The organism is Caballeronia zhejiangensis (assembly GCF_022879815.1).
GTDB classification, from domain to species: domain Bacteria; phylum Pseudomonadota; class Gammaproteobacteria; order Burkholderiales; family Burkholderiaceae; genus Caballeronia; species Caballeronia zhejiangensis.
Map to the genome: position 1 here is coordinate 1,838,141 of NZ_CP084283.1, position 11,885 is coordinate 1,850,025.

The 11,885-nt window shown below is 65.2% G+C and carries 11 protein-coding genes; 9 read left to right on the forward strand and 2 right to left on the reverse strand.

The features are described 5' to 3' along the window. The first annotated feature begins 85 nt into the window (after positions 1 to 85). From LDZ23_RS08815 to LDZ23_RS08830, 4 genes are all read left to right on the forward strand, one after another. On the forward strand, positions 86 to 763 hold the full coding sequence (locus LDZ23_RS08815) for a tetratricopeptide repeat protein (RefSeq protein WP_244808123.1): 678 nt from the start codon (positions 86 to 88) through the stop codon (positions 761 to 763). Positions 764 to 817: 54 nt separating this feature from the next. Then, positions 818 to 1,399 (forward strand): peptidylprolyl isomerase, encoded by a 582-nt coding sequence (locus LDZ23_RS08820; protein WP_008341835.1) that lies wholly within the window; start codon positions 818 to 820, stop codon positions 1,397 to 1,399. 74 nt (positions 1,400 to 1,473) lie between these two features. Then, positions 1,474 to 1,965 (forward strand): peptidylprolyl isomerase, encoded by a 492-nt coding sequence (locus LDZ23_RS08825; RefSeq protein WP_008341836.1) that lies wholly within the window; start codon positions 1,474 to 1,476, stop codon positions 1,963 to 1,965. Between the two features lie 13 nt (positions 1,966 to 1,978). Continuing rightward, entirely contained in the window at positions 1,979 to 2,782 is an 804-nt protein-coding gene (locus LDZ23_RS08830) for a UDP-2,3-diacylglucosamine diphosphatase (protein ID WP_175982700.1), read from the forward strand. On the opposite strand, the gene cysE is transcribed toward LDZ23_RS08830, so the two are convergent. Then, complete coding sequence (gene cysE, locus LDZ23_RS08835; protein WP_175982701.1) at positions 2,779 to 3,585, reverse strand: serine O-acetyltransferase; 807 nt, start codon at positions 3,583 to 3,585, stop codon at positions 2,779 to 2,781. The two genes, LDZ23_RS08830 and cysE, sit on opposite strands and share 4 nt — an antisense overlap. Before the next feature lie 127 nt (positions 3,586 to 3,712). Beyond that, the gene (locus tag LDZ23_RS08840) at positions 3,713 to 4,612 is read right to left on the reverse strand and encodes an RNA methyltransferase (RefSeq protein WP_244807423.1); all 900 of its coding nucleotides are present in this window, start codon (positions 4,610 to 4,612) and stop codon (positions 3,713 to 3,715) included. 122 nt (positions 4,613 to 4,734) lie between these two features. Here LDZ23_RS08840 and LDZ23_RS08845 point away from each other — a divergent pair, with 122 nt between their 5' ends. The 5 genes from LDZ23_RS08845 to LDZ23_RS08865 all read left to right on the forward strand — a co-directional run bounded on the left by LDZ23_RS08845 (position 4,735) and on the right by LDZ23_RS08865 (position 11,849). After that, on the forward strand, positions 4,735 to 5,538 hold the full coding sequence (locus LDZ23_RS08845; protein ID WP_008341842.1) for an inositol monophosphatase family protein: 804 nt from the start codon (positions 4,735 to 4,737) through the stop codon (positions 5,536 to 5,538). Between the two features lie 195 nt (positions 5,539 to 5,733). Continuing rightward, positions 5,734 to 7,032 (forward strand): lysophospholipid transporter LplT, encoded by a 1,299-nt coding sequence (gene lplT / locus LDZ23_RS08850; protein WP_175982702.1) that lies wholly within the window; start codon positions 5,734 to 5,736, stop codon positions 7,030 to 7,032. A gap of 205 nt (positions 7,033 to 7,237) precedes the next feature. Next, a complete protein-coding gene (locus LDZ23_RS08855) occupies positions 7,238 to 7,606 on the forward strand; it encodes an ElaB/YgaM/YqjD family protein (protein ID WP_008341847.1) in 369 nt (122 codons plus the stop codon). A 222-nt stretch (positions 7,607 to 7,828) separates the two neighbouring features. Then, positions 7,829 to 10,522, forward strand: coding sequence for a DNA mismatch repair protein MutS (gene mutS, locus LDZ23_RS08860; protein ID WP_404989929.1), 2,694 nt, complete (start codon positions 7,829 to 7,831; stop codon positions 10,520 to 10,522). 49 nt (positions 10,523 to 10,571) lie between these two features. After that, complete coding sequence (locus LDZ23_RS08865) at positions 10,572 to 11,849, forward strand: hypothetical protein (protein ID WP_244807424.1); 1,278 nt, start codon at positions 10,572 to 10,574, stop codon at positions 11,847 to 11,849. Positions 11,850 to 11,885: the final 36 nt, after the last annotated feature.

Sequence of the window (11,885 nt, forward strand, 5' to 3'; positions counted from 1 at the left end):
CCACGCGCGCACGCCTCTGCAACTCTCTTGCCGGCTCGTTTCCCGGACGCTCGCCATCGCGGCGCTCGGCTTCGCATGTGTCGGCATGTCCGGGGCCGCGCTCGCGCAGACCTCGACCGCAACTCGCGACGACACGCCGCAGATCGATTCGGCCATCGCGGGCAAGGACTGGAACGCCGCGCTCACACAGCTCGATGCGCGCATCGCGAGCAATCCGCGCGACGTGCAGGCAAAGTTCAAGCGCGCCACCGTGCTCGCGCGCCTGAATCGCGACGACGAAGCCATCGCCGCCTTCACCGAGCTCACGCAAGCCTATCCAGAATTGCCGGAGCCGTATAACAACCTCGCCGCGCTCTATGCGAAGAAGGGCCGCTACGAGGATGCACGCGTCGCGCTCGAAACCGCGGTCAAGGCGAATCCAAGCTACGCGCTCGCCTATGACAACCTGGGCGATCTTTATCTTCGTCTCGCGAGCGAGTCGTACAAGCGCGCGCAATCGCTCGGCTCGAAGAGTCCGCTCACGCGCCAGCGCATCACGGCGATTCAGAACATCTACAACCCGCCGAAGAAGCGCGCGGGCGCGGCAGAAGGCACATCGGGAACGGGCGCGGCAATTGCGCCAAGTCCGGCCGCGGACGAATGGGCGCCGGCATCCGGAGCCGCCTCGCCGACGATGCCCGGTCCCGACGATTACGCGCCGTTCGGCGGCCCGACGAGCCCGCTGCCGGCCACGCCATACGTCGCGCCGCAAGCGCAGCCATAAGCAGGCGCATTCGCGGCCGACTGTTTGCATTCACCACACGAGGATCGATCCTTCATGAAATTCCTGATGTTGGCGCTGTCGAGCGCTGCCCTGATCGCGACCACGCCTGCGTTAGCGCAGCCGAACGCGCAGGCCGCGCACCCCACCGTGCTCTTCAAGACCACGCAAGGCGACATCAAGGTCGAGCTGTATCCCGAGAAAGCGCCGAAGACGGTCGCGAACTTTCTCGACTACGTGAAGTCCGGTCAGTACAGCGGCACGATCTTTCATCGTGTGATTCCGGGCTTCATGATCCAGGGCGGCGGCTATAGCACGAGCTTCGCCGAGAAGCCGACGCGCGCGCCGATTCCGCTCGAAAGCAAGAACGGTCTGAAGAACGCCACCGGCACGCTCGCGATGGCGCGCACGAGCGATCCGAATTCGGCCACCGCGCAGTTCTTCATCAATACCGTCGATAATGCGGGTCTCGACTATCCGAGCCCGGACGGCAACGGCTACGCCGTGTTCGGCAAGGTCGTCGCGGGCATGGACGTCGTGAAGAAGATCGAAGGCAGCCCGACCACCACGCGCGGCCCGATGCAGGACGTGCCGCAAAAGCCGACCGTGATCGAGTCGGCCACCGTGGTCCCGCAGTAATCCGTAAGCGCCTGTCGCTGACCTGGCGCGCGCTGCGCCAGGGCTCAATCAAACACAATGGAGAGAACATCATCATGGTCGAACTGCATACGAACCACGGCGTCATCAAGATTGAACTGGACGCCGACAAGGCCCCGAAGACGGTCGAGAACTTCCTCAACTACGTGAAGAAGGGTCATTACGACAACACCGTGTTCCATCGCGTGATCGATGGCTTCATGATCCAGGGCGGCGGCTTCGAGCCGGGCATGAAGCAGAAGCCGACCGATGCGCCGATCGACAACGAAGCCAACAACGGCCTCAAGAACGAAAACGGCTCGATCGCGATGGCGCGCACGAACGACCCGCATTCGGCGACTGCACAGTTCTTCATCAACGTGAAGGACAACGACTTCCTGAACCACTCGTCGCCGACGCCGCAAGGCTGGGGCTACACCGTGTTCGGCAAGGTCGTCGAAGGCATGGACGTGGTCGAGAAGATCAAGAAGGTGAAGACCGGCTCGAAGGGCTTCCACCAGGACGTTCCGGTCGACGACGTGGTGATCGAGAAGGCCGTCGTGGTCTGATCACGGTCATTGCATGATCGATACGAAGACTTCATTCGATCGCGAAGCAGCGGGCACAGCGAAAAACGCGCGCCCGCTGTTTTTCATTGGCGATCTGCATCTTTCCGAAGCGATTCCGAAAACGGTTGCGGCCTTCGAGCATTTCATCGAGGTCACGGCGAACGACGCCGATTCGGTCTTCATCCTCGGCGACCTGTTCGAGTTCTGGATCGGCGACGACATTCTCGACGGCCCGCCAACCGACCCGCGCGCCAGCTTCGCGCGCCGCATGACGCGCCTCATGCATACGCTCTCGGAACGCGGCATCGGCCTATATGTGATGCACGGCAATCGCGATTTCCTGCTGGGCAAGCGCTTCATGAAAGATGCAGGCGCGCTGCCGCTGCCCGATCCGTTCGTCATCACCGCGTTCGGCAAGCGCATCGTGCTCGCCCACGGCGATGGCCTGTGCACCGCCGATCGCGCCTATCAAGGCTTTCGCTCGTTCGCGCGCAACAAGCTCGCGCAACGGCTCTTTCTGGCGTTGCCGCTCGACACGCGCCTGGGCATCGGCCAGCGCATGCGCTCGAAAAGCGAGGGCGCGCGCGTGACCACCGGCGTCAAGGCGAAGTACGACGTGACGAAGAAAGCGGTCGCGGAACTCTTCATCAATAGCCGCACGAACACGCTGATTCACGGCCACACGCATCGTCCGGCGATGCATCGCGAAGTCGCAGGCGTGCGCTGGGTTCTGCCCGACTGGGAACTCGACGCGGACCCGCCGCGCGGCGGCTATCTGCGCGTCGATGAAGAAGGCGTGCGCCCGCTGCCGCTTTAACTCGCGCGTTCGAGCGACGCGGCGCGCTCGTCCGCCGCCTTGCCATCCATCGACGTGCATAGGCGCTTGAGATCGACGAGCGCGGCGCCATCGACGGCGTTGAGCGCTTCCACGCGCGCGCCGAGCCGTTCGAGCGCCGCGACGATGTCGTCGATGCGCTGCGTCTGCGTCGACGCGTGATCGATCAGCCCGTGGATCGCGAGCGACACGGGATCGTCCGCGTTCGGCGTAATGCCGTAAGCGCAAAAGCCGCTCTTCGCGGTTTCATCGGATGGCTTCTTCGCGACGGCCGGCATCACGATGCGCGCCGGATTGCCCACCGCCGTACCGCCCGCCGGCACCGGCTTCACGACGACCGCATTCGAGCCGATCTTCGCATCGGCGCCGACCGTGAAGCCGCCGAGCACCTTCGCGCCCGCACCGACGATCACGCCGCGCCCGAGCGTCGGATGACGTTTCGCGCCGCGCGTGAGCGACGTGCCGCCGAGCGTCACGCCCTGATAGATCGTGCAGTCGTCGCCGATTTCGGCCGTCTCGCCGATCACGACGCCCATGCCGTGATCGATGAACACGCGCCGTCCGAGCGTCGCGCCCGGATGAATTTCGATGCCGGTGAGAAAGCGCGCGATCTGCGACACGAACCGCGCGAGCCAGCGCCACTGTCCGCGCCAGCACGCGTTCGCGATGCGATGCAGAGCGATCGCGTGCAGCCCCGGATAACAGGTGACGACTTCCCAGGCGCTGCGGGCGGCGGGATCGCGCTCGCGGATGGCGGCGATGTCTTCGCGAAGTCGGTCGAACATGGCGATGTCTCTGAAAGGGGGACGAGTGCTTTGCACGAATCGCGCAAAGCTTATCGGCGTTCGCCGTTTTTCGCCGATTGTAGGACGAGCGCGCGCAGTCTGCCCGATGCCCCCGACGCCAGCGCGGTCAGTCCTTTTTCGTCCGAAGGAGGATGTGCTTCGCGATGCCGCGCAAAATATTCACTTCTTCGCGCTCGAGCCCGGAACGCGCGAACATCCGCCGCACGCGCGACATCAGCTTCTTCGGATTGGCCGGATCGAGAAAATCGAGCGCGACGAGCGCGTCTTCGAGATGCGCGTACATGCCTTCGATTTCATCGCTCGATGCGCTCTGCCCCGCCGATTCCACCACGGCAAGCGGGCTCGCGGACGTCTGGAACGCGACGCGTAGTTCATACGCGAGCACCTGCACGGCCTGCGCGAGATTGAGCGAGCTGTAGGCGGGATTGGCCGGAATATGTGCGAGCGCGCTGCATCTTTCGACGTCCGCGTTGGAAAGCCCGGTGCGCTCGTTGCCGAACACGAGCGCGATATCGCCGTGGCGCACGAATTCATGCGCGCGTTCGGCGAGCGCGCGCGGCGGCATCTGCGGCGGCCCGTATTCGCGCATACGCGCGGTCAGCGCGACCGACCAGCGCACGCCGACGAGCGCATCGGCGAGCGTGTCGACGACATGCGCGGACGCGAGCACGTCGTCGGCGCCGGAGGCCATCGCGATGGCTTCGGGCTCGTTCTTGACGTCGGTCACGCGCGGCGCGACGAGGACGAGGCGCGCGAAGCCCATCGTCTTGAGCGCGCGGGCGGCCGCGCCGACATTGCCCGGATGACTCGGCTCGACCAGGATGAAGCGCGTCGACGTGAAGCCGCCGGCGGGCGCGGAAAGTTCGTTGGGTTCCAAGGCGCGGTTCGTGCTGAATTTTGAAGAAAGTGCGACCCGATATGTTAACGCGCTTTGGCCATGCGCCGGAACCGCGCGGCCACTTTCGGGTAAAATGGCGCCTTCGCGCGCGGCGAACGGTTCTTGCATGGCTTCCAAAGAACCTTCGCGCGAACGCCCCGCTCTTATTCAATTCGTCTTTCGTCGACATAGTCGTTGTCGCCAATTTTCCCGTCCACACGAAGCTGCTGGGCGGTCAGAGGATTTCGCTCATGCATCCGATGCTCAATATCGCTGTCAAGGCCGCCCGCCGCGCCGGACAGATCATCAACCGCGCGTCGCTCGATCTGGATCGTCTCCAGGTCAGCAAGAAACAGCACAACGACTTCGTGACGGAAGTCGACAAGGCGTCCGAAGCCGCGATCATCGAGACGCTGCACACCGCCTATCCCGATCACTCGATCCTCGCCGAAGAATCCGGCGCGACGGATCGCGAGTCGGAGTTTCAGTGGATCATCGATCCGCTCGACGGCACCACCAACTTCATCCACGGCTTTCCGTACTACTGCGTGTCGATCGCGCTCGCGCACAAGGGCGTCGTGCAGCAGGCGGTCATCTACGATCCGACGCGCAACGACCTCTTCACCGCATCGCGCGGCCGCGGCGCGTATCTGAACGAGCGACGCATTCGCGTGGGCAAGCTCGACCGTCTGTCGGATGCGCTGATCGGCACCGGCTTCCCGTTCCGCGACGGCCAGGGTCTGAACGCCTATATGCGCCTCTTCAGCGAAATGACGCTGTCGTGCGCAGGGCTGCGCCGTCCGGGCGCGGCGGCGCTGGATCTCGCGAACGTCGCGGCCGGCCGTCTCGACGGCTTCTTCGAGCAAGGCATCCATCCGTGGGATGTGGCGGCGGGCAGCCTCATCGTGACCGAAGCGGGCGGACTCGTCGGCAACTACACCGGCGAATCGGATTTCCTGTTCAGAAACGAAATCGTCGCCGCCAATCCGAAGGTCTACGCGCAGATGGTCAAGATCCTCGACATGTACTCGCGCACGCGCCTGACCGGCGAATAAGCTGCATCGAAGGGGCGCGTCTTGCGCCCCTTTTGTTTGACCTCTTCCGCATCCCGGGCGCGCCGCCTGCTCTGCACCGAATGCAGGGCTCCGTTACAGTGCAAGCTTTGCCCTCGTTCCGGCAACGGCGATGCGCGCTTTCTTCCGCCCGCCCCGCTCTCACGCCGCGCGCCGCGCCCCACGTCATTCCCGCTCATGAAGAAAGGCTTCTATACGATCATCGCCGCGCAGTTCGTTTCGTCGCTCGCCGACAATGCGCTCCTGATCGCGGCGATCGCCATGCTCGCCGTCGTGCATTCCGCGCCGTGGGTCACGCCGCTGTTGCAGATCTTCTTCACGATTTCGTATGTTCTGCTCGCGCCATTCGTCGGCGCATTCGCCGATGCGATCCAGAAGCGCCACGTCATGTTCACGTCGAACGCGCTCAAGGCGGCCGGCTGCGCGATGATGATCGCGGGCGTGCATCCGATGATCGCGTATGGCGTCGTCGGCCTCGGCGCGGCGGCCTATTCGCCCGCGAAATACGGCATTCTCACCGAGCTCTTGCCGCCGCAAAAGCTGATCGCGGCGAACGCGTGGCTCGAATCGGCGACGGTCGGCTCGACGATTCTCGGCACCGTGATCGGCGGCGCGCTCGTGAGCCAGGTCGTCGGGCGCTGGGTCGAGCACGCGCATCTGCCGTTCGTGAGCAGCGCCGCGCACGCCGCGCTCTTCGCCGTGATGGTGATCTACGCGTCGGCGGCCGTCATCAACGTATTCATCCCCGATACCGGCGCGCGCTATCCGAATCTGCTGAACGAACCGACGAAGCTCGTCCACGATTTCTCGCGCTGCTTCATGGTGCTGTGGAAGGACAAGCTCGCGCAGATCGCGCTGTGGGTCACGACGCTGCTCTGGGGCGCGGCCGTCACGCTGCAATTGCTCGTGCTGAAATGGGCCGATGCGAACCTCGGCCTGTCGCTCTCCAAAGCCGCCGTGCTGCAGGGCGTGACGGGCGTGGGCATCGCGCTCGGCGCGGCGGCGGCGTCCGCGTGGATCGTGCTGCGCCAGTCGCTGAAAGTGCTGCCGGTCGGCGTGCTGATCGGCGCGGTCGCGGTCGCGATGGCGTTCTACAACAAGGACCTCTTTCCGGCCGGCGCGGGCGTGCATATCGGTCCGCTCTTCGCGCCGGCGTACATCCTGATGGCCTATCCGCTGATGATCGCGCTCGGCGGCCTGTCGGGCTTTTTCATCGTGCCGATGAACGCGATCCTGCAGCATCGCGGCGCGACGCTGCTGTCGGCCGGACATTCCATCGCGGTGCAGAACTTCAACCAGAATCTCGCCGTGCTCGCAATGCTCGGCGCTTACGCCTTGCTGTTGACGGAGAAGGTGCCGGTGCAGTGGATCATCGTCGTGTTCGGCGTCTTCGTGTGCCTGATGATGGCGCTGGCGATGCGCCGCCACACGCACAACGAGCGCGAAACCGATCTCGTCGCGCTCGTCGAGGAATGAACCTTGCTCCACGGTGAACGGTGTATTCTGGGTTCATGCCCCGGCGCCGGCTCACGAGGAAACCATGGGAGGAACGCCGGCGGCGGGGTCGGGTCGTAACGCCATGTACGGCCCGGCGCGGCCGATCGCGGGCATCCGCATGGCGCATCGCGGACGGACCCGGCGATATTCATTCCTCGGCAAACGTCAATAAAGGAGCATGGAAATGGGATTGTTCACACGTTCGACGCTCGACAGCAAGATCAATGGCGCAGCCGATGTCGGCCAGCGCGCGGTACGCGGTGCGAGCGACGCGGTCGATTCGGCGAGCAGCCAGTTGCGCAGCCTGCTCGATGATCTGGAAAGCTCGATCTCCGGCGCAAGGGACGTCGATGCCGACAAGCTGCGCAAGGAACTGCAATCGCGCCTCAAGACCGCCCGTTCGCAGATGAACGGCGCGGGCACGGCGCTCACCGGCAGACTGAACGACGCAGCCGGTTACGCCGACGAGTTCGTTCACGACAAGCCGTGGCACACGCTCGGCGCGGTGGCGGGTCTCGCATTGCTCGTCGGATATCTCGCCGGGCGCGCGTGACGCGCTCCGGCGTCATCGGAAATCGCCGCCGGCACGGCATCGCGTCCGTGCCGGCGGCGGCGTTCGCGCAGGCGATGCACATCGACTAGACACATCTCGTTGGCCATTCGGCCGACTCGCCGTCATCTCGCGACAGGTTAAACTCCTGCTCTATCGGCTGAACGACGGCCGGCGCACGTCGCGCCCGGCCGTTTAGTCATTCTGGCCTTCAAAGCACGCAAGATGGGCACTCAAACGGCAACTCCCGACACCTCACCAGACACCGCCGCGCCGCTCGCGGACCTGTCGCAGCACACGCCGATGATGCAGCAGTATCTGCGCATCAAGGCGGAGCATCCCGGCACGCTCGTTTTCTACCGGATGGGCGATTTCTACGAGCTTTTCTTCGACGACGCCGAGAAAGCCGCGCGTCTGCTCGATCTCACGCTCACGCAGCGCGGCGCATCGGGCGGCAATCCGATCAGGATGGCGGGCGTGCCGCATCACGCATGCGAACAATATCTCGCGAAGCTCGTGAAGCTGGGCGAATCGGTGGCGATCTGCGAGCAGATCGGCGATGCGGCGACATCTAAAGGTCCGGTCGAGCGCAAGGTCGTGCGCGTCGTCACACCGGGCACGCTCACCGACGCAGCCCTGCTCTCCGATAAGAGCGATGTCTATCTGCTGGCGCTCTGCCCCGCGCACAACCGTCGCGGCGTGGTGACGAGCGTCGGCCTCGCGTGGCTCAATCTCGCGAGCGGCGCATTGCGTCTCGCGGAAGTCGCGCCGAATCAGGTCAGCGCGGCGCTCGAGCGCATTCGTCCGGCGGAAACGCTCATCGCCGATTCGATCACCGACGTTCAGGCGTCGCTCGGCGTGACGCATCCCGGCGCGACCACGCGCGTGCCGGCGTGGCACTTCGACGTCGGCTCGGGCACGCAGCGCTTGCGAGAGCAACTCGATGTCGCGAGCCTCGACGGTTTCGGCGCGCAAACGCTCACCTGCGCGTGCGGTGCGGCCGGCGCGCTGCTGCTCTATGCCGCCGCCACGCAAGGCCAGCAGTTGCGCCACGTGCGCAGTCTGAAAGTCGAATACGAATCGGAGTACATCGGGCTCGATCCGGCCACGCGACGCAATCTCGAACTCACCGAAACACTGCGCGGCACCGAATCGCCGACGCTGTTCTCGCTGCTCGACACTTGCTGTACGACGATGGGCAGCCGCCTGTTGCGCCACTGGCTGCATCATCCGCCGCGCGATGCGTCGATCGCTCAGGCGCGCCAGCAGGCGATCGGCGCATTGCTCGACGCGCCCACGAGCGGCGGCCTCGACACGCTGCGCGGCGCGCTACGCAAGATTTCGGACATCGAGCGCATCACGGGCCGTCTCGCGTTGCTGTCGGCGCGTCCGCGCGATCTGTCGAGCCTGCGCGATACCTTCGCCGCGCTGCCCGATCTGCGCGCCCTCGTCGCCGCAGTCGCCACGCATGCGCCGGCGCTCGAGCGCATCGACGCCGGGCTTGAACCGCCGCACGAATGTCTCGATCTGCTGACGAACGCCATCGCAGCGGAACCCGCCGCGCTGATTCGCGACGGCGGTGTGATCGCGCGCGGCTACGATCCCGATCTCGACGAATTGCGCGATATTTCGGAGAACTGCGATCAGTTCCTGATCGATCTCGAAGCGCGCGAGCGCACGCGCACCGGCATCGCGAATCTGCGTGTCGAGTACAACAAGGTGCACGGCTTCTATATCGAGGTCACGCGCGGGCAGACCGACAAGGTGCCCGACGACTATCGCCGCCGTCAGACGCTCAAGAACGCCGAGCGCTACATTACGCCCGAACTGAAGGCGTTCGAAGACAAGGCGCTTTCCGCGCAGGAACGCGCCCTCGCCCGCGAACGCGCGCTGTACGACGCGCTCTTGCAGAACCTGTTGCCCTTCATCGCGGATTGTCAGCGCGTCGCAAGCGCGCTCGCGGAACTCGATCTGCTGTGCGCGTTTGCCGAACGCGCCCGCGCGCTCGACTGGGTCGCACCGGAATTCAGCGCCGACGCGGGCATCGATATCGAACAGGGCCGGCATCCGGTCGTCGAGGCGCAGGTCGAGCAGTTCATCGCCAACGACTGTTGTCTCAGCCAGGACCGCAAGCTGTTGCTCATCACCGGCCCGAACATGGGCGGTAAATCGACCTTCATGCGTCAGACCGCGCTGATCGCGCTGATGGCGCACGTCGGCAGTTACGTGCCCGCGAAGCGCGCGCGTTTCGGCGCGCTGGATCGCATCTTCACGCGCATCGGCGCCGCCGACGATCTCGCGGGCGGACGTTCGACCTTCATGGTCGAGATGACGGAGGCAGCGGCGATTCTCAACGACGCGACCGCGTCGAGCCTTGTCTTGATGGATGAGATCGGACGCGGCACGTCGACCTTCGACGGCCTCGCGCTCGCATGGGCGATCGCGCGGCATCTGCTCACGCACAACGCCTGCTACACGCTCTTCGCCACGCATTACTTCGAGCTCACGCAGTTGCCCGCGGAATTTGCGCAGGCGGCCAACGTGCATCTGTCGGCGGTGGAGCACGATCACGGCATCGTGTTCCTGCACGCGGTGAGCGAAGGTCCGGCCAATCAGAGCTACGGTCTGCAGGTCGCGCAGCTCGCCGGCGTGCCAGGCGCCGTGATCCGCGCGGCGCGCAAGCATCTCGTCCATTTGGAGCAGCAGTCGATCAGCCAGCCCGCCGCGCAATTCGACCTGTTCGCGAGCCAGCCTTACACGCCTTATGAAGATGAAGCGCCAGCGAAGGAAGCGCCCGAACATCCGGTGATGGAAAAACTGCGCGCGCTCGATCCGAACGATCTGCGGCCGCGTGAGGCGCTCGATCTGCTCTACGAACTGCATGAACTGGCGAAGCTTGCGCCGGATGCCTCGCGTTGAGCGTGACACTTCGCGCGTTGCGCGTGCCGCGACACGTTTGACGCGCGTCATGGCGATCGGCGCCGCACTCGCGTGCGGCACGATCGCGCAGGCGCGCGCCGAGGGCAGCGCGCCGCTCGGCTTCGCCGTTCTGTCCGGCGCCATTTCCCGCCCCGCCGACGAAGCGCCCGTGCGCCGCATGCTCGACGCGATCGGGCGCGACCCCAACATCGCGTTCATCGTCTACGACGGCAATTTGAAGGACGGCGCCGAACCGTGCCGCGACAGCGTCTATCAGTCGCGGCACGATCTGCTCGACGCGTCGCGCACGCCGCTCGTGCTGCTGCTCGGCCAGCACGACTGGGCGGATTGCGGACTCGCGCATGCGGGTGCCTACGATCCGGTCGAGCGGCTCGACTTCGTGCGCCAGCTCTTTTTCGCCGATGCCGGGTCGCTCGGGCAGAACCCGCTTACGCTCTCGCGCGAAAGCGATGTCGCGCGCTTTCGGACCTTCCGGGAAATCGTGCGCTGGCAGGCGCAAGGCGTCGCGTTCATCGGGCTGAATGCACCGAGTCCGAACAATCACTATCTGACCGCGGGCGGGCGCAACGGCGAGTTCGAGGATCGCGCCGTCGCGACAACATTCTGGCTCGAACACGCGGCGGAATCGGCGCGACGTTCCGAGATGCGCGCGCTCGTCATCCTGTTGCAGGGCGATCCCGATTTTTCGCGCTACGAACGGCGCGAGCGCTTCGCGTGGCTGCGCTTCTCGCGCACGAACCAGCCGCGCGATGGCTTTCTCGAATTGAAACGCAGCCTCGTGAAAGCGGCCGAAAGTTTTCGCGGGCCCGTGATCGTGATTCACGGCACGGATGCGCCCGAGCCGAACGGCTTTCACATCGATCAACCTTTGCGCAACGACAAGGGCTTGATCGTTACGAATCTCACGCGCGTCGCGATTGCGTTCAAGAAGCCGCAATCGCAATGGCTCGAAGTGCAGAGCGATGCTCAGTGGCATCCGCCGTTTCGTCTGCGCGTGCGCGATGTGAATGTGAATGTGAAGGACACGCGCACGCGTGAACCGGTCGCGCCACCAGAGACGCCAGCTGCATCCTACCCGGCTCCTTACCCCGCGCCCTACCCCGCGCCTCAGCCGACGATGCCCGCATCAGCGCCGCGCGCGTTGCCGCGTAACGACCTGCCCGAGTCGCTGCCGGCGCCGCCGTCGATGCCCCTGCCGGCATCCGACCTGCCGCCGATCCTCACGCCGCCGCAGTCGTTGCCGCCGATCTATCCCGTGCCCGCGTCGGGCGTGCAGAACGGGACCGGCGCGACGAACGGGCAATAAAAAAGCGCAGCCGTAGCTGCGCTTTCTTCATCGGCC

Coding starts and splice junctions, on each gene's coding strand:
- LDZ23_RS08855 (WP_008341847.1), top strand. CDS start 7,238: ATGGGATTGTTCACACGTTCGACGCTCGACAGCAAGATCAATGGCGCA.
- LDZ23_RS08830 (WP_175982700.1), top strand. CDS start 1,979: ATGATCGATACGAAGACTTCATTCGATCGCGAAGCAGCGGGCACAGCG.
- LDZ23_RS08845 (WP_008341842.1), top strand. CDS start 4,735: ATGCATCCGATGCTCAATATCGCTGTCAAGGCCGCCCGCCGCGCCGGA.
- mutS (WP_404989929.1), top strand. CDS start 7,829: ATGGGCACTCAAACGGCAACTCCCGACACCTCACCAGACACCGCCGCG.
- cysE (WP_175982701.1), bottom strand. CDS start 3,585: ATGTTCGACCGACTTCGCGAAGACATCGCCGCCATCCGCGAGCGCGAT.
- LDZ23_RS08840 (WP_244807423.1), bottom strand. CDS start 4,612: ATGCAAGAACCGTTCGCCGCGCGCGAAGGCGCCATTTTACCCGAAAGT.
- LDZ23_RS08815 (WP_244808123.1), top strand. CDS start 86: ATGTCCGGGGCCGCGCTCGCGCAGACCTCGACCGCAACTCGCGACGAC.
- LDZ23_RS08865 (WP_244807424.1), top strand. CDS start 10,572: ATGGCGATCGGCGCCGCACTCGCGTGCGGCACGATCGCGCAGGCGCGC.
- LDZ23_RS08820 (WP_008341835.1), top strand. CDS start 818: ATGAAATTCCTGATGTTGGCGCTGTCGAGCGCTGCCCTGATCGCGACC.
- LDZ23_RS08825 (WP_008341836.1), top strand. CDS start 1,474: ATGGTCGAACTGCATACGAACCACGGCGTCATCAAGATTGAACTGGAC.
- lplT (WP_175982702.1), top strand. CDS start 5,734: ATGAAGAAAGGCTTCTATACGATCATCGCCGCGCAGTTCGTTTCGTCG.